The sequence below is a fragment of the Roseobacter sp. SK209-2-6 genome, from assembly GCF_000169455.1.
Taxonomy (GTDB): domain Bacteria; phylum Pseudomonadota; class Alphaproteobacteria; order Rhodobacterales; family Rhodobacteraceae; genus Pseudophaeobacter.
This window is the reverse complement of the sequence record NZ_AAYC01000002.1, coordinates 94,425-112,075: the sequence shown is the minus strand read 5'-3', so window position 1 is coordinate 112,075 and position 17,651 is coordinate 94,425. Positions and strand designations below refer to the sequence as shown.

Here is a 17,651-nt window from a genome sequence, read left to right as displayed (position 1 = left end):
AACCAATGGTCCATTCCCTTCCCTCCCACGCCTCCGTCGTTGTGATCGGCGGTGGCATCATGGGCTGCTCGACGCTCTATCACCTTGCCAAGATGGGCGTTTCGGATGCGGTCCTGCTGGAGCGAAACAAGCTGACCAGCGGCACCACCTGGCATTCGGCGGCCCAGGTGCGGGCCCTGCGCCATTCACAAAACCTGACCCGCATGATCCAATATTCGGTGGATCTTTATTCCCAGCTGGAAGAAGAAACCGGACAGAATGTGGGCTGGATCCAGAAAGGCTCCCTGTCGATTGCCACAAACCCCGATCGCCTGATCCATGTGAAGCGGCAGGAAGCCCTGGCCCATGCCTATGGGATCGATGCGATGTCCGTTTCGGCGGAGGAGGCCAAGGAACGCTGGCCGCTGATGAATGCCGAAGACGTACTGGGGGCGGTCTGGTCACCGGATGATGGCCGGGTGTCGCCCTCAGATGTCTGCGCTGCCCTGGTCAAAGCGGCTAAGCCGCTAGGGGCCAAGATCTTTGAAGATACCGGAGTGACCGGCATTCTGACCGAAAATGGCCGTGTCAAAGGGGTAGAAACCACGCAGGGCACAATCATGTGCGATGCAATTGCTTTGTGCACCGGCCTGTGGTCCCGCGAAGTGGGCGCCATGGCGGGCGCGCAGGTGCCTGCGCTGGCCTGCGAGCATTTCTATCTTCTGACCAAGCCGATTGACGGTATCATCGGCAATACGCCAACCTTGTCCGACCATGACAACCACCTCTATATCCGCGACGATTCCGGCGGGCTTCTGGTGGGGTGTTTTGAACTCATGGGGAAACCGATTGCTCCGGGCGTGCTGGACGAAAGCTTTGAATTTGGCCTGTTGCCCGAAGATTGGGATCATTTCGAACCCATGATGATGAATGCACTTCATCGCCTGCCCGCGCTGGAAACTGCCGAAGTCAAAATGCTGCTGAACGGGCCGGAAAGCTTCACACCTGACGGCACATTCATGCTGGGCGAAACCGCCGAAACCAAGGGGTTGTTCCTGGGCTGCGGCATGAACTCGGTCGGAATTGCCTCCGGTGGTGGTGCGGGCATGAATTTGGCGCATTGCATCGTGCATGGGCATACGGCCTATGATCTGACCGAAGCGGACGCCAAGCGGTTTGCCCCGGTTTTTGACAGTATTGATCACTTGATGGCCCGCGCGCCCGAAATCCTCGGGACCCATTACGACATCGCCTTTCCGGGCAAACAGCTCTCAACTGCCCGGGACCTGTGCGCCCTGCCGCTTGATACCGAATATCGTGCGGTAGGAGCGCATATGGGGCAGTTCTATGGTTGGGAGAGATCTCTGTACTTTGGCAAGACAGCTGAGCCTGCCATGACCTTCGGTCGGCCGGACTGGTTTGAGAATGTTCGCGCCGAAGTCATGGCCGCCCATGAGGCTGCGGCAATTTTCGACGCCTCTTCCTTCGGCAAGATTGAGGTGCAAGGACCAGATGCCGAAGCGTTCCTTCTGCACTGTTGTTCCGGCTACTTGGGTCGCGCTCCAGGGTCGGTTATCTACACATCTGTGCTGAACCAACGCGGCACCTTTGAAAGCGATATCACCGCGCAGCGCATCGCAGAGGATCACTATCGCCTGTTCGTGGGAACCAATGCGATCAAGCGTGACCTCGCCTGGTTCCGCAATCTGGCAGAGGGCTACAAAGTCACCCTGACGGACAGTACGGAGGACTACGCCACCCTGGGCCTCATGGGTCCAGAAGCAGCCCGGATCGTCACCGAATGTGGCGCACCGGAGCTAAACGAGCTTGGCTATTTCAAAACCGGCACCGCCCATATCGCGGGCAAACATGTGCGAGCTGCACGTATGTCCTATGTAGGCGAAGCGGGTTGGGAAATCACCATGCGGGCAGAAAACGCCGCCACGGTCTATGCCGCTCTCACGACGGCAGGGGCCAAACCGGCGGGACTTTTTGCGCAGACCTCAATGCGGATCGAAAAAGGCTTCTGCGCCATGGGGCATGAGCTGGACAGCGATGTCTCACCGATTGAGGCCGGTCTGGATTTTGCCACTCGTAAGACGGGCGGCTTCATTGGTGCCGAAGCCCTGGCAGAGCGCCGGGCAAAGGGCGCGATGCCGCATGTGATCTCCCTCAAACTGGATGACGAAACTGCGGTGCCTTTGGGCCATGAACCGATCTACCTGGATGGGAAGATCATTGGTCAAACCAGTTCCTGCGGCTTTGGTTACCGTGTCGGCAAACCGGTTGCTTTGGGCCATGTGAAAGGCGTCGTCAAAGATGGCACTCGCGTGCAGATCGACATCGCGCGAAACCTGCTGGATGCCACCGTGACCATTGGGCCGCTGTTCGACCCCGCTGGCAGCCGAATGAAGAGTTAAGCAACCGCACGCAGATTGTCTTTGGTTGCCCCGTACCATTTGGCGGGGCACCCCTATCCCAAACAGGGTCGCAAAATGGGGTTGGTTACGACAAATGCACATTTGATCCGCACCGGGATTGATCAACCAGAAAAAGCGGCCTTCAAAGATAGCTGTCGGGTGACGAAACTCCTGAATTGTCGGCCATTTCACGCTATATGCTTGGGACCGACCAAACCCTCATGGATCGCTGAGGATTAAATCCTGATCACGACAAAGGCCTAGGCAAGTTACGCTGCTGTCACGCCCCCCTATGTGGCTCCCCAAGCCCATATACAGCGCGTCTGGTCGCCAAATCCGCCTCGCTGCGGTAGAAAACCGACCAGTGGGGTCGCTTTTTTGCTGGACTACTGTTCACTTCTGTACAGAATGCAGGAAACAGCAAATCTGGGAGGCCCAAATGAAAACCACCACCCGTGTGGCAGTGATCGGCGGCGGCGTCGTCGGCTGCTCAGTTCTTTACCATCTGACCAAGCTCGGCTGGTCCGATGTCATGCTGATCGAACGCTCAGAGCTTACATCCGGCTCCACCTGGCATGCGGCGGGCGGCTTTCATACGCTCAATGGCGATACCAATATGGCCGCACTTCAGGGCTACACCATCAAGCTCTATAAAGAGCTGGAAGAGATCACCGGCATGTCCTGCGGCCTCCATCACGTCGGCGGTGTCACCCTGGCGGAAACCCAGGAACGCTTTGATATGCTGAAGGCCGAGCGCGCCAAGCACCGCTTCATGGGGCTGGAGACAGAGATCGTCTCGCCTGAGGAAATCAAGAAGATCGCCCCCGTCACCAATATCGACGGCATCGTCGGCGGGCTATACGACCCACTGGACGGCCACCTGGATCCCTCAGGCACCACCCACGCCTATGCCAAAGCTGCGCGCATGGGCGGCGCCACGATCGAGACCCACTGCAAGGTGATCGAGACCAACCAGCGCCCTGACGGCACCTGGGATGTAGTGACGGAAAAAGGCACCATCCACGCTGAACATATCGTCAACGCAGGCGGCCTATGGGCGCGCGAGGTTGGTGCCATGGCCGGGGTCTATTTCCCGCTACACCCGATGGAGCACCAGTATATCGTCACCGATGAGGTGCCGATGATCGCCGAAATCATCGACGGCGGCGGCGAGCACCCGCATGTGATGGACCCGGCCGGGGAAAGCTACCTGCGTCAGGAAGGCCGCGGCCTCTGCATCGGCTTTTACGAACAGCCCTGCAAACCCTGGGCGGTGGACGGCACCCCCTGGGACTTTGGACACGAGCTGCTGCAGGACGATTTCGACAAGATCGAAGACTCGATCAACTTCGCCTACAAACGCTTCCCAGCGCTGGAGGCCGCAGGGGTCAAATCGGTGATCCACGGCCCCTTCACCTTTGCCCCAGACGGCAACCCGCTGGTCGGTCCGGTCCCTGGCATGCGCAACTACTGGTCCGCCTGCGCGGTCATGGCCGGCTTTAGCCAGGGCGGCGGCGTCGGCTTGATGCTGGCCCAGTGGATGATCGAGGGTGAGTGCGAGCGCGACACTTTTGCGATGGACTGCGCCCGCTTCGGCGATTGGATTACACCGGGCTACACCCGGCCCAAAGTCATTGAAAACTATCAGAAACGCTTCTCCATCGCCTACCCGAACGAGGAGCTGCCTGCAGCCCGCCCGTTCCGAACCACACCGATGTATGACATCTTTGATGGCATGGGTGCCGTCTGGGGCGCGCAATACGGCATGGAGGTCCCGAACTACTTCGCCGCCGAGGGCGAGCCACGCTACGAGACCCCCTCCTTCCGCCGCTCCAACGCCTTTGACGCCACCGCGCGCGAGGTCAAAGCAGTGCGCGAAGCGGTTGGAATCAACGAGGTCCACAACTTTGGCAAATATTTGGTCAAGGGTGCGGGTGCCCGCGCCTGGCTCGACCGCATCATGGCGGGACGTGTGCCGAAACCGGGCCGCCTGTCGCTGACGCCAATGCTGTCGCCCAAGGGCCGCCTCATCGGTGATTTCACCATCTCCTGCCTCAGCGAAGAAGAGTTCCAGCTTACCGCCTCCTACGGCTCTCAGGCCTACCACATGCGCTGGTTCCTGCAGAACCTCGATGACGGTGTCAGTCTTGAAAACATCTCCGACACCCGCAACGGTTTCCAGATCGCTGGCCCCAAGGCACGCGAGGTGCTGCAAGCCTGCACAAGGCAAGACATCTCGGACATGCGCTTCATGGATGTGCGCCGCCTGACCGTGGGCATGGCCGACTGCATCGTGCAGCGGGTCAGCTACACCGGCGATCTGGGGTATGAGATCTACTGTGATCTGGCATCGCAACGCGCGCTCTGGGAGGTACTCTGGTCCGCTGGTCAGGTGCATGGAATGAAGCCCTTCGGCATGCGGGCGATGATGTCGCTGCGCTTGGACAAATTCTTTGGCTCCTGGCTCTCTGAATTCTCTCCCGACTACACCGCGGCGGAAACCGGGCTGGACCGCTTCATCTCTTTTAAGAAAGAGGTTGATTTCATTGGACGTTCGGCAGCCGAAGCCGAGCGCGACGCGGGCCCTGCCCGACGGCTTAGCGCCTTTGAGGTCGATGCGGATGATGCCGATGTAGTCGCCTATGAGCCGATCTGGCTGGACGGTGAGGTCGTTGGTTTCTGCACCTCCGGCGGCTACAGCCACTATGCGCAGAAATCCATCGCCCAGGGCTTTGTCCCCACAGAGCGCGCAGCCGAAGGCCTGGAGGTCGAAATCGAGATCCTCGGCAAGATGCACAAGGCACGGCTGATAACTGAGCCGCTCTTTGATGCCGACGGCGCTCGCATGCGGGGCTAAGCGCTACAAACCTGCGTTTCAGGGCAGCTCTCCTGCCCTGAAACACCCCCGTTGCCAGAGGACTGCCCGCCACAGTCCCCAGATCTGCGCAACGCTTGCGACAACTTCTCTGCCGTATTGTTTCGTGCGCGAAACATCTTGCTTTGGCGCCCCTTTTAACCTTGTCCCCCCTTCCGCAGCCCGCTTCCCGTTGTCGTCTGGCCCTTTTGTCTCATCTTTCCTAAAATATCCCCGACGGAGGCTCCCCTGCCCGCCTCCCGGAACAGGCGGAGGATATTCATGAGCGCGATTGCCATACTTTTGCTGGCCGCAGGCCGCTCCTCCCGCATGGGCGGTCGTGACAAGCTGCTGGAACAGGTCGAAGACCAACCGCTCCTGCAGCTTCTTTGCCGACGGGCGGCGCTGACCGCCCTGCCCTCTTTCGTGACCCTCCCCAGCAAGAGCCATCCCCGCGTTGACGCAACAGGTACGGCCACAATCATCCCGGTGCCGGATGCGGATGAGGGCATGGGCGCCTCAATCCGTCGAGGGATTGCGGCGCTACCTCCCCTGACAGAGGGCGTGATGCTATTGCCCGCAGATATGCCGGAAGTGGAAACCCAGGATATGATGTTTCTGGCCTGCCATTTCAAAGGTCCGGATGGGCCAATCCTGCGCGCCTGCGCCAGTGACGGCACGCCGGGTCATCCGGTGCTCTTTCCACGCCGCTGCTTTGCGGATCTTCTGCGCCTTCAGGGCGATCAGGGCGCGCGTTCTCTGTTGAAAGGGGAGCAGGTTCAATTGGTGCCTTTGCCCGGCAACCGGGCGTTGACCGATCTCGACACGCCAGAGGCATGGGCCGCCTGGCGCGCCCGAAGATCTCAGTAGCCGAGTGCTCCAGATCAGTCGCTGTACCCTGGGCCCTATAGTGCTGAAATGAAAAGGGCGGCACCAAGCGGCACCGCCATTTCCTCCCGTTTTTCTCGCTATCCGGCGACCAAAGCCCTATCTGGGGTCCGTCGCAGCCAGCATTGGTCCCTTAGTGCACCAGTAGGCGCGCCTCATGCCGTTTCAGAGAGCGCCGCGCAGAACTATAGGCGGCACGGCCTTCTTCGGATTTGAGCTCTGGGAAGAGTTCAAAAACCTCGTTGCGCTGTGCATTGTCCAAACCGCGCAAGGAGTGATCGCCGGGCTGGAAGCTCTCGGTCCAGGCGCCATCCGACAGGACGACCTCATGCTGGTCAAACATGAAGTGGATATAGGTGACCTTGCTGGTTTCCACCCGATCAACGCCCGCGAGGCCGGTCAGATGTTTGGCCGCAACCAGTACTTCACGATCTTCAAAGTAGAGCGCGGTCTTGTCATTGGCGACCAGAACCCGGTGGTTGGGGCTGACCATCATGTCGCGTTCCGGCAAACCATTGCCCAGGGCACCCTGACGGATCAGGATCGGCTGCAGATGCTGCGCAGCCGCCAAGTCACGGGCCTCCAGGTCGCGTGAACCGATCCAGCGCACCGACTGAATACCATTGTCACGGGTGATGACGCGATCACCTGCTTTCAGATCCTCAACCAGACGTTCCCCATCCGGGGTTGCAATCAGCGTGCCCGGAGTAAAGCAAGGAATGATCTGCTCGATCTCACCGAAGGTCATCGAACCGGTTACCGCTCCATCGGCGTCCAGGAAGTTGACGGTGCCCGAGATACTGTTGCCATCCGCATCATCGGTGACATCGACCAGCTCAAAGGGACCGCTGCCGGTCAGATCCAGCACATCGAAGTCGTCGCCACCAGAGCCGCCATCGGTTACATCACCCGCGTTGCCTCCGATAAAGGTATCGCGACCGTCACCTCCCGAAAGCGTATCCGCACCATGGCCGCCGGTAATGACATCATCACCTTCACCGCCCTCAACCACATCGTCATCAATGCCGGCATCGATGGTGTCATTGCCTGACCCGCCTGTGATTACATCGTCATCGTCCTGACCAAAGATCACGTCATCGCCGTCACCACCATCAATGGTATCCATGCCATTGGTGGGATCCGGATCAACCGGGCGCCCGTCAGAGCCGTCATCAGTAATGTTAAGTCCATCGGGGAAGACAGGATCCAGCCCACCATAAATGGTGTCATCGCCGGTTCCGCCAACGATGCTATCAGAGCCTTCGCCGCCGGTGATCAAGTCGTCATCTGCACCACCGTCGATGGTGTCATCGTCGATGCCACCATCAATGGTATCCAGACCGCCACCGCCGGTGATCAGATCCGCATCATCTCCGGTGAGGATCATGTCATTGCCTTCACCGCCATCAACCGTATCACGGTCATCATCCGGATCCGCATCCGCGGGCACCGGTGGAATAGCAGGCGTGGTTCCGCTGTAGCCTGGGAAACCACGATCAGGCAGTGGAATGCCGCCGGAGGTGTCGATGATATCATCGCCATCACCGCCATCGACGCTATCAGAGCCATCGCCGCCGGTCAGCGAGTCATCACCGCCATTGCCAATGATCACATCATCGCCATCGCCACCATCAATTGTATCGTCACCGGGAACGATTGGATCCGGCGCGCTCAGCGCATCAAAATAGACATCGGTGATATCGATGCTGCTGTTGATGCCGCCGTCCTGGGTATGGGTGATCACAATGGCCGAAACCGGGCCCGGAATGGTCACCAAAAGCGAGGTGTCCGGATTGTCATCGCTGGTAAAGACACTGTCATCAGTTGGGCGCGCTGTGTCATTGCCGCTCACCGCGTCGGTGTCATCCAGCGTCAAGGCAGGACCGCCCGCCAAGTTTACAACAACCGGGTTTCCAGCCGCATCAAAGGCGGTGATCATGACAGAGCTATCCCCGTCAATATCATTCACCCGGAAAGAAACATCGCCAACAGGGTCAGAGAAATCGAGGCGATACCCCGCACCGCTACCATCACCCGAGGCATCGGAGCTCAGCCCGCTGGTCGGATCAGCAGGATCGCCACCGGTGTTGATATTGCCCACAAACTGCGGCACCTCGGTAAACTCAGACCCGATAGAGCCCATAGCTCCGGTGGTCGAGAAATCAACGGTTACAGAGCCGGTATCCTGCGAGAAACCGCCGCTCAGATCATCCGCGGGGTCCACCTCTCCGCCATCATCCGGGTCCGGTGCCAGATCCCATTGGAAGACCTCACGGTTGCCAATGCCACCTGCGCCAGGCGCACTGGAATCGCCCTCCAGAACATCATCTCCAGCGCCACCGCTGAGGCTGTCAGAACCGCTGCCACCATGCACAGTGTCATCGCCTGCGCCAGCTTCCACCGTATCGTCCCCGGCACGCGCATCGACGATGTCATCATCTGGACCATGGCTGGAATCGATGGCGTCGCCATTGTCAATGCGGTCGCCTTCCGGGTCGCCGGTATAGCCGGTGTCAATCAGATCATCCCCGGACGTGCCTTCAACAAAGCCGTCCAGACCGCCGCCATTGGTAGTGACGTCATCATCCAGAACCGCAACATAGTCGATCGCACCGTCAAAGGATTCACCACCGGTTTCGGTAGCCCCGATCACAAAGCTGTTCTCACCAGGTCCCGCAACATCCATTGTCATGCCAGTCAGGTCATCACCGGTCTGATAGCTGGTTCCCTGGGTTTCATTCTCAACAACAAGCGTGACACCGCCAGGGCTCCAGCCATAGGCAATGGTGATCACGTCGCCAGGGTTGAAAAAGCCGCCGCCGGTCGCAAACGAAGCGGTTTGCCCACCATCCTGATGTACCACCTGAACGGAGCCGTCATCACCAACGCGGACCACAAAGCCCTCACCGTCGTCTGTATCTCCGACACCTCGGCTGACAACGGTCTGATCCCCGCTGTCCGGAATTCCATTCGGCTTAAAGGTGGTAAGAAGCGTGCCCTCTGTCAGATCAAAGGGATCATCATTGGTGCCCGCAACATCAAAACGGCTGCCATCGCCACTTCCCAGCATCCAGCCACCCGCGTAGCTGGCGCCACCCGCACCTGCACCATCCTGGGCAATACCATCTCCCAGTCCGGTGTCATTGGTCTCATAGCCGGAGCGGAAATCCCAAAGCCCAATCAGACTGGCCGAATACGGGTTGTCAAAATTGTCAGCCATTTCGTTCTCCTCGCCGGCCATCAGCCGCACTATCCAGCTCCTGAAGCCGGAGCGCTGATACCATCTATTTCGCCAAGCAAAGCTGCCTAAGACAGCCTGCTTTCTGCCCGTGAAGGAGGGAGGAAGGCCTTGCAGACAAAATCCGCGCCAATTGCTCAAATGCTATGGCAGGGCCGTGCACCAGGCACAGGCCAACAGCCGATTGCATCCGCAGCAGAAGCAAATCAATCGAAATAGGCGCAAAGACATATCACAGTGACGAATTGCAGCATTCGTCTGGAACAGTCATTTTCGTCCGCGCGTCTTCCGAAAAACCTGCGTTTTTCGCACCCCCCAGTTGGGCTATCTCATAGATACCGTAGGCTTTTGCTTCAACAAAGCGAAAAAACCTACGGAAATTTGACTAAAAACCTTCCAAAGCCCTATCAGGCGGCTGGCCTGCTCTGCTTTGTTTTTTGCCTATAGGGGGATTGTTCCAGCTTGTTTTGCAAAAGCTTAAGAAACAGTGAACCTATTCCGCTAAGTAAACAATCAGCCCTATAGACCCATTGGTTTATCTCAAATCCGGAAACAGCGATAAGGATTAGGTTTTGGTCAAACCGGGACGATCGTGGGGCAGTTCGATGAGGCAAAGTTCACCAATCGCGACCAATTGCAACGACTTTCAAAGATTGGCTGAGTTTCGGAAACAACCCCCTATACGGGAGGTTATCGAATCATTCTGAATCGCCGGATTCGCGCCTCTTGTCCGAAGCAATTTTCCCAAAACCCGCTAGAGGTAAATCGTCCAAGAAGAGCCCAGGCCACCAAGGGGGCGGCCAATGGTTTGGCCAGCCTTTAGGGCAGCGAGCACTGAACCTGACTTTCAGGTCGACAGCTGAAACCCAAGAAAGTTCTGATCTTGAAATGATTATGGCGGAGAGACAGGGATTCGAACCCTGGAGACGGTTTCCCGCCTACACACTTTCCAGGCGTGCGCCTTCGACCACTCGGCCACCTCTCCGTTGAGGGGGCTTTTGAAGGATTGGGGCGGGAATTGCAAGGGCGGATTTCAGAAAAAACGCACCTTTTTCAAAACCTTTTTCGCCCCCCTTCTCAATCCTCCAGATGCAGGTAGACGCGGCGGTTCTGGCGGCCCTTTTTTTCCACTTTGCCCAGGCGGATTTTGCCGATCTCACCGGTGCGTTTCACATGGGTGCCGCCGCAGGGCTGCAGATCAATCTGCTCTGCATCGGTGCCGATGCGAACCAGGCGCACGCGGCCGCTGCCGCGCGGTGGGGAGACCGACATGGTTTTGACCAGCTGCGGGTTGGCATCCAGCTCCGCATCTGTGATCCAGCTCTCGCTCACCTCCAGATCCTGATCGATCAAGGCCTGTAACGCCTCTTGCAGGGCTTCCTTGTCCTCCGGCGCCTCGGGCATGTTGAAATCCAGCCGCCCCTTGGCTGCCGCAATTGACCCGCCGGAGACTTCCAAAGGGATCACCACCGAGAGGAGATGCAGCGCGGTATGGACCCGCATATGGCCATAGCGGCGCGCCCAGTCGAGTTCTTGTTGAACCTCAGCGCCAACCGGCGGCAGGTCCTGCCCCTCTGCAATCAAGAGGAGCGGGTGCCCCTCTGCGGATTTCACGGTGTTGATCACATCGCAGCTGCCGCCCTGCCAGGTGAGACGACCCGCGTCTCCGGGCTGGCCTCCGCCAGTAGGGTAGAACAGGCTCTGCTCTAGCAGCAGTCCGCCCTCCCCCTCATGCGCTACGACCTTGGAGGTTGCTTCTTTCAGATAGGCGTCCTGCCGGTAATATGCGTCATCGATCTGCATCGCCGTCTCCTTCTGCCTCGCCATCCTGCAGGTCTGTTAGATCCGGCTTGGTGGTTTCAAGTGTCTTGGTCATTTCTGTTGCCGCATTTCGGGTAGCCCCAGCGGTAAGGCTCTCGGGGTTGCGGATCCAGATGTCGCGCTGCGCGAATGGGATCTCGATCCCCTCTTCCTCGAAGCGGCGGGCGATTTCGTAGTTCATGTCCGATTTCACCGAAAGCACCCAATTCACATCCCGCAGAATCGCGCGGATCTCAAAATCAAGGCTATCGGCGCCAAAGCCCTGGAAGACCACGCTGGGGGCTGGATTCATCAGCACCATGGGGTGGGCCTGGGCAATCTCAGACAAGATGCCTTCAACTCTTCTGGGATCGGTGCCATAGGCCACACCAACCGGTACAATCACCCGGCCAACGGTATTGCCGCGGGTATAGTTGGTGACGGTGCCGGTGATCAGATCCGAGTTCGGGACGATGACATCGCTGCGGTCAAAGGTCTCGATCCGGGTGGAGCGCACCGAGATATCGCGCACATAGCCCATCAGCCCGCCTACCTCGATCCAGTCGCCTTTGGAGATTGGACGCTCCACCAAGAGGATGATGCCGGAAACAAAGTTCGACACGATGGTCTGCAGGCCAAAGCCGATCCCGACAGAGAGCGCACCGGCGACAATCGCCAGCGAGGAGAGGTCCAGCCCAGCAGTGGAAATCGCCACAAGTGCCGCCAGAAAGACCCCGACATAGCCAGTGCCAGAGACAATGGCATTCTGCCCGCCGGCATCAATCCGGGTCTTTGGCAAAAGTGAATTGCGCAGGCTGCTTTGCACCAGCCGTGTCAGCACATAGCCAATGGCAAAGACCACCACAAAGCTGAGGAAGATCGAAGGCGAGATCTTGGTCTCGCCGATCTGGAACCCATCCAGGAACTTGGCCCAAAGCTCTGTCAGATCGGCGGTGCGCGCCCCCCAGATCAGCGCCAGCATCGGAACCGACAATAGCGCCAGGACAAAACCGGTCCCAACCGAGAAGAGAGAGTCATGCACCGACTGGCCCCGGCCCGAAAGCCAGCCAAAAAGATCGCCAAAGAACCGCTGCAGGATTGCGACAACCGCCATCAGGAACAGCGTATCGATCGCCGGATAAATCATCGCTTCGGCGGCATTGACATAACCGATGGCCGCCAGCGGCGGGGCTGCAAAGCTGAGGAGGTAGGCGGATCTGCGAATAAAAGAGACAATCCGGCTTGCACCGGCCGCAATCCTCCCCTCGCCGTCGCCCTCATCCTCTCGCGCAGCGCCGACCTGACGCAGACCCAGACGGTTCAGGCGCAGCAGAACCAAAGCCGCCGCCAGGATCAGCGGGAAGCTCAGCACCGCGTTCACCTCGGCAGAGATATTCTCCAGCAGGCCAAATTGGCGGATCACATCCTGCAGCACGAGTACCAGAGCAAGGAGATCGATCATCAGCCGCGCCTCACGGCGGCGGCCTGCCTCGACTTCGATCAGGTCCCGCTCCCGGCGCGCCGCCAGGAGCTGCTCCCCCAGCCAGTGGAAGGACAGGAGGATAAAGGCCCAACCTGGCAGGTGCTCAAGGATCAAGGAGCCACGAATGCTCAGGATCCCTGTAAGCTCAACCGTGATGACCAGTACAATCACCCCAGCCAGGGGCAGGATGACCTGCAAGAGCGAGATCACAAAGCTCCAGACCCCGGTGCCGCGCCCACCGAATGCGCGAAGCCGATCCCCCAGCCGTCGCGCCCAGTGGCGCCCCCGCAAGAGCAGCAGCGCCCCCAGGATGAGGAAGACCAGGATTCCCGGAAGATCGTTCATCGTCTGCTGAATGGTGGTCCCATTGCGCACCTGGGTCTCTGTCTCATACCAGAGCGCCAGCCAGGTCTTGCTGATCGCCGCAAGTGCTGCCTGCCAGGAATTCGGGTTCAGCGGCGTCGGTCCCCGTTCCAGCAACCGCTTGGTTCTGCGTTCACGGATGATGCTGTCGATCTCGCTGATCAACCCATCCGCCCGGCGAAAGGCCTCATCCGCGACGATGTGCGGTACTTTCAGCTGGTTGAGCTGCAGGGTCAGAGCATTGCGCAGGCTAGCGATATCGACGGGTTCATCGCTGCCATCTGCTGGGGCCTCCCCCAGGGCCTGCAATTGCCCCTCCAGGGTGGTGATCCGCTGGACATTCTCACTGCTGGCCCTCTGAAAAGCCTGACGATAGTCCACTAGATCCTTACGCAGAACCTCAAAGGCAGCGCTGGAGGCGCGGCTGGCATCAATCGCCTCTTCGGCCCGTAGCGCAGTTTTCAGCCAGCCCTGATAATAGTCGCTATTGCGGTCCCCGGTCTGCGCCAGCGCACTTACCGTCAAGGACAGGATAAGGAAAAAGGTGAAACACCAGAAACGGAAGAACCGCAGCCCCAGGTCGGGGACTGCGGTTCCTATGGCAGAACTGCCCGGCAAAGAGCGGATCATAGGTCTTCAAAAACGCCCGGGATCGAGGCCGGGGTATGGGTCATCCAGTCCGGGACCGGCAGTCCTTTTTCGCGCAGGAACTCAGGATTGAAGAGCTTGGACTGATAGCGGGTGCCATAGTCACACAGCACGGTCACAATGGTGTGGCCTGGCCCCATTTCCTTGGCCAGACGTACGGCGCCAGCAATATTGATCGCGGTGGAGCCGCCCAGAACCAGACCTTCGTCATGCAGGAGGTCAAAGACATAAGGCAGCGCCTCTGCATCCGGAATCTGATAGCTGAAATCAGGTTTCAGCCCTTCCAGGTTCTTGGTGATGCGGCCCTGGCCGATGCCTTCGGAAATCGAAGACCCTTCGGAGGCCAGCTCACCTTTGCTGTAATAGGAATGCAGTGCGGCACCATTGGGATCCGCCAGACCAATCTTGACGCCTTTGGGCTGCAGGGCCTCCGCGACACCGGCCAGCGTGCCGCCGGAGCCAACCGCGCAGATAAAGCCATCAACCTTGCCGCCTGTCTGTTCCCAGATCTCGGGGCCAGTGGTTTCCACGTGGCTTTGCTTGTTGGCTACATTGTCAAACTGGTTGGCCCAGATGGCGCCATTGGGTTCGGTCTTGGCCAGTTGCTCGGCCAGACGCTGGGAATAGCGCACGTAGTTGTTGGGGTTCTTATAGGGGGCTGCGGGCACCTGAACCAATTGCGCGCCAGCAAGGCGCAGCATGTCTTTCTTTTCTTCCGATTGGGTCTCCGGGATCACGATCACGGTTTTGAACCCCATGGAGGCCCCTACAAGCGCGAGACCAATACCGGTGTTACCCGCGGTGCCCTCAACGATGGTGCCGCCCGGCTTCAGATCACCGCGCGCAATCGCATCCTTGATGATATAGAGGGCAGCGCGGTCTTTCACCGATTGGCCCGGGTTCATGAACTCGGCCTTGCCCAGAATTTCGCATCCGGTCTCTTCGCTGACGCGGTTCAGACGGATCAGAGGCGTGTGGCCGATGGCATCGGCCAGATCGCGTGCAATGCGCATGGTATCCCTTTCGATCATTCCCTGAGAGAGATACCCAAGGCCGCGCCCCTTCACAAGGCGCGATGCGCCTCTATCTTGTGGATGCGCGCAAACGATCGCGATGACGCGCTAGCCAGAGAGCGGAGGTGATCAGCGGCAAATCCTGATAGCTATGATCATCAATACCCTGCATCAGCGCCTCAAAACTGATGATTTTGCTTCGCAAGTCTTCTCCTTCGCTGGCAAGGCCACCGCCGCCCTGGATGTCTGAGAGATCCGCAAGCCCCACAAAAATGTGAAGAAATTCGCCCGAAGCCCCGCTGGAGGGATAGGCATTGCTGACCATTTCCAGATCGGTGACCTTTACCCCGGCTTCCTCCATGGCTTCGCGGCGCGCGGTTGTTTCCGGCGTTTCACCCGGATCAATCAGCCCTGCAACCGGCTCCCAAATCCAGGGACGTTTTTCACCCGCAATAAATGTCGCAGCACGGAATTGCTCGACCAGGAGCACCTGATCGCGCAGAGGATCATAGGGCAGAACCACCGCCGCACGGCCAACCAGAGCGACACAACGGTTCATCACCGGGCTCATGGTGCCGTCATAGCGGCGAAACTGCAGGTCCATCTCTTCCATGGCAAAGAAGTTCACAAAGGCGCGCTTGTGGTCATGCACCACCACATCGGTGGCAAGATCTCGCGCCGGATCCTCATCCCGCGCCTGTGCTGCCAACCAGGCAGAGGCGCGACGGCGCACCGATGGGAAACACTTGACCATCTCCGAGGCAGAAACACGCCCCTGATAGGACATCACCTCTTCGGCGGCGCGAAGAGACAGGGCGCCCCAGTCTTCGACCCAGTCTTGCAGGCTCCAGGGATTTGCCAATTGCCACGCACCCGGCGTCGGAAAATAGACCTCAGCACCAACTGATTCGTCATTTTCCAAAGTGACTTCAACAGGCTGCAGAGCGTAATCAAACCCACCCTCGTAGTAGTTCAGCGCCTCCAGGTCTTCCTGTGAAAGCCCCCGCACCAGGATCCCCTTGGCCTGCTCCCCCTCAGCTGCAGCTATTGCGGGAAAGGGCTGGTCCTGCACCTGAAAGACCTGATGCTCTGGCAAATTGGCCGCTGCGGTTTTCAGCGCATCACCGCCACGCCCCAGCACAAGTTCCAAGAGAGGCACATAGCGCAATGTGCCGTAGAGAAAGAGATCAACCACGTTTCATAACCTGTTGTTTAAAGGGGATTAGGGCCAGCGCTTATAGGCGGCGTTTGTCAGGATCCCGGAAATGCAACCACCGACAAAGAGCGGCAGCAGGACTGTAGGTACCGCGACGAGGAAGAAGTAATCGATGGCAATCGTGAAGATCGCCCCCAGGGCATCAAAGGGACCCCCATAGCGGTGGCGCATGGCAAGCCGGAACATTTCCCAGCACCCCTGCACGAACAACGCCCACAGCAGGAGCAGTGCCGCACCAGTGAGACCGTTGTTGATCGCCTGCACCAGGCCGCCCCCTGCGCGCTTACCCATGTAAACCCAGCCTACCGCCAGGCCGATCCCCATGTTCACCTGGAAGAAGTAACCGACATCGGTGCCTTCAGGCAAAAGCGGGATCACCTGCACAGAGGCAAGATAGGCGGTTACAGACAGCGCCAGGGCTGCAATCAGTCGAGCGGCGGTGGGCATCGGCGCGGGCGTCCTTTGTCAGGGCGCGTCGGAATGCGCCACGGTCATCTGAGTCACGTCGCAATTTCCCGTTTTAAAGGCCGCAGCACAAGAGGTCAGGTAAAAGTTCCACATTTTATGGAACCGCTCATCAAACCCCAGGGGCTGAATCTCATCCCAGCGCTGATTGAACACCTCATGCCAGCGCCGGAGGGTCAGATCATAACTCTCCCCGAATTCGAGCGAGTTCACCACCCTCAGCCCTGCCTCCTCTATCTGGTGGCGCAATACGGTTGGTGAGGGCAGCATCCCCCCGGGGAAAATGTATTTCTGAATGAAATCAACGCCCTTCTTGTAGACCTCCCAGCGCCTGTCAGCGACGGTGATGATCTGCAGGGTTGCCTTACCACCGGGGCGCAGCCGCTCACGGATACAGTTGAAATAGGTTGGCCAGTACTTTTGCCCTACCGCTTCAAACATTTCGATCGAGGCAATGCCATCAAAACGACCAGAACAATCACGGTAGTCCTGAATGCGGAATTCCACCTGATCCGAGAGCCCTGCCCGTGCGATCCGCGCCTTGGCATAGTCATATTGCTCCTGGCTGAGGGTGAGGCCGGTAACCCGCAGCCCGCGCTCTTTGGCGGCATATTCGGCAAAACCACCCCAGCCACAGCCAATCTCCAGCACGTGATCACCGGGTTTGGCCCCCATCTGATCCACCATAGAGGCGTATTTGGCCTGCTGCGCCCGTTCCAGACTTTCCTGCCCGGTTTTGAACAGAGCGCTGGAATAGGTCATCGTCTCATCCAGCCAGAGCGCATAGAAATCATTCCCCAGGTCATAGTGATAGGAGATGTTCTTCTTTGCCTGCGAGCGGTGATTGCGCTGCATCCAAAAGCGAAACCGCTCATAGGCGCGCGCCAGAGCCTGACCGGGAAACCCATCATAGGTCTCCTCTGCGGCCATATGGATCAGATCCATAAAGCACTGCAGATCCGAGGTGCTCCAATCGCCTTCCAGATAAGCATCCGAAAACCCCAGATCCCCCTCGCGCACCAATCTGGCAAAGCAATCCGGGTTGTGAATGATCAGATCCGCAACCGGTCCCGGCTCAGCGCCTTCGATACGAAAGATTCGCCCGTCCGGCAGGGTGATATCCAACTGCCCCGCCCGCATCGCCTGCAGCTTGGCAAAAACCTGCGGAAAGTAACGCGGCAAGCCGCTCTCACCCGCTGTTGACGTCAAAACCATCGGCTCCCCTCCGCTTTTCTTGACGCCTTTCAGGCTAGAGCGGCAGGAGCTTTCACGCAAGAAAACTGT

10 protein-coding genes and 1 tRNA gene are annotated in these 17,651 nt (G+C 58.8%); 3 read left to right on the top strand and 8 right to left on the bottom strand.

Going from position 1 to position 17,651, the window contains the following annotated elements:
• Positions 1 to 5 precede the first annotated feature (5 nt).
• From RSK20926_RS03690 to RSK20926_RS03680, 3 genes are all read left to right on the top strand, one after another.
• Entirely contained in the window at positions 6 to 2,399 is a 2,394-nt protein-coding gene (locus RSK20926_RS03690) for a GcvT family protein (RefSeq protein ID WP_008204484.1), read from the top strand.
• 439 nt (positions 2,400 to 2,838) lie between these two features.
• Positions 2,839 to 5,256 carry a GcvT family protein gene (locus RSK20926_RS03685; protein WP_008204482.1) on the top strand — a complete coding sequence of 806 codons (2,418 nt, stop codon included), beginning with the start codon at positions 2,839 to 2,841 and terminating at the stop codon, positions 5,254 to 5,256.
• Between the two features lie 279 nt (positions 5,257 to 5,535).
• Positions 5,536 to 6,123: a nucleotidyltransferase family protein gene (locus RSK20926_RS03680; RefSeq protein ID WP_037253690.1), complete on the top strand. Its 588-nt coding sequence runs from the start codon at positions 5,536 to 5,538 to the stop codon at positions 6,121 to 6,123.
• A 151-nt stretch (positions 6,124 to 6,274) separates the two neighbouring features.
• Here the strand turns inward: RSK20926_RS03680 and RSK20926_RS03675 are convergent, their stop codons facing one another.
• The 8 genes from RSK20926_RS03675 to RSK20926_RS03640 all read right to left on the bottom strand — a co-directional run bounded on the left by RSK20926_RS03675 (position 6,275) and on the right by RSK20926_RS03640 (position 17,582).
• A complete protein-coding gene (locus RSK20926_RS03675) occupies positions 6,275 to 9,361 on the bottom strand; it encodes a Hint domain-containing protein (protein WP_037253862.1) in 3,087 nt (1,028 codons plus the stop codon).
• A gap of 913 nt (positions 9,362 to 10,274) precedes the next feature.
• Positions 10,275 to 10,364 (bottom strand) — tRNA-Ser (locus RSK20926_RS03670).
• Between the two features lie 92 nt (positions 10,365 to 10,456).
• Positions 10,457 to 11,182: an alanyl-tRNA editing protein gene (locus RSK20926_RS03665; protein WP_037253689.1), complete on the bottom strand. Its 726-nt coding sequence runs from the start codon at positions 11,180 to 11,182 to the stop codon at positions 10,457 to 10,459.
• Entirely contained in the window at positions 11,169 to 13,655 is a 2,487-nt protein-coding gene (locus RSK20926_RS03660) for a DUF3772 domain-containing protein (protein ID WP_008204473.1), read from the bottom strand. Before RSK20926_RS03660 ends, RSK20926_RS03665 begins: the two co-directional genes overlap by 14 nt.
• Positions 13,652 to 14,686: a cysteine synthase A gene (locus RSK20926_RS03655; protein ID WP_008204470.1), complete on the bottom strand. Its 1,035-nt coding sequence runs from the start codon at positions 14,684 to 14,686 to the stop codon at positions 13,652 to 13,654. Before RSK20926_RS03655 ends, RSK20926_RS03660 begins: the two co-directional genes overlap by 4 nt.
• Before the next feature lie 70 nt (positions 14,687 to 14,756).
• Complete coding sequence (locus RSK20926_RS03650; RefSeq protein WP_008204468.1) at positions 14,757 to 15,881, bottom strand: NUDIX domain-containing protein; 1,125 nt, start codon at positions 15,879 to 15,881, stop codon at positions 14,757 to 14,759.
• Positions 15,882 to 15,908: 27 nt separating this feature from the next.
• Positions 15,909 to 16,349: a TrgA family protein gene (locus RSK20926_RS03645; RefSeq protein ID WP_008204466.1), complete on the bottom strand. Its 441-nt coding sequence runs from the start codon at positions 16,347 to 16,349 to the stop codon at positions 15,909 to 15,911.
• A gap of 18 nt (positions 16,350 to 16,367) precedes the next feature.
• Positions 16,368 to 17,582, bottom strand: a complete 1,215-nt coding sequence (locus RSK20926_RS03640) for an SAM-dependent methyltransferase (protein WP_037253858.1) — start codon at positions 17,580 to 17,582, stop codon at positions 16,368 to 16,370.
• Between the last annotated feature and the right edge of the window lie 69 nt (positions 17,583 to 17,651).

Bases quoted from the DNA above. Each gene is read 5' to 3' on its own strand.
- RSK20926_RS03680 (WP_037253690.1), top strand. From the start codon at position 5,536: ATGAGCGCGATTGCCATACTTTTGCTGGCCGCAGGCCGCTCCTCCCGC.
- RSK20926_RS03690 (WP_008204484.1), top strand. From the start codon at position 6: ATGGTCCATTCCCTTCCCTCCCACGCCTCCGTCGTTGTGATCGGCGGT.
- RSK20926_RS03655 (WP_008204470.1), bottom strand. From the start codon at position 14,686: ATGCGCATTGCACGCGATCTGGCCGATGCCATCGGCCACACGCCTCTG.
- RSK20926_RS03675 (WP_037253862.1), bottom strand. From the start codon at position 9,361: ATGGCTGACAATTTTGACAACCCGTATTCGGCCAGTCTGATTGGGCTT.
- RSK20926_RS03665 (WP_037253689.1), bottom strand. From the start codon at position 11,182: ATGCAGATCGATGACGCATATTACCGGCAGGACGCCTATCTGAAAGAA.
- RSK20926_RS03660 (WP_008204473.1), bottom strand. From the start codon at position 13,655: ATGATCCGCTCTTTGCCGGGCAGTTCTGCCATAGGAACCGCAGTCCCC.
- RSK20926_RS03645 (WP_008204466.1), bottom strand. From the start codon at position 16,349: ATGCCCACCGCCGCTCGACTGATTGCAGCCCTGGCGCTGTCTGTAACC.
- RSK20926_RS03640 (WP_037253858.1), bottom strand. From the start codon at position 17,582: ATGGTTTTGACGTCAACAGCGGGTGAGAGCGGCTTGCCGCGTTACTTT.
- RSK20926_RS03685 (WP_008204482.1), top strand. From the start codon at position 2,839: ATGAAAACCACCACCCGTGTGGCAGTGATCGGCGGCGGCGTCGTCGGC.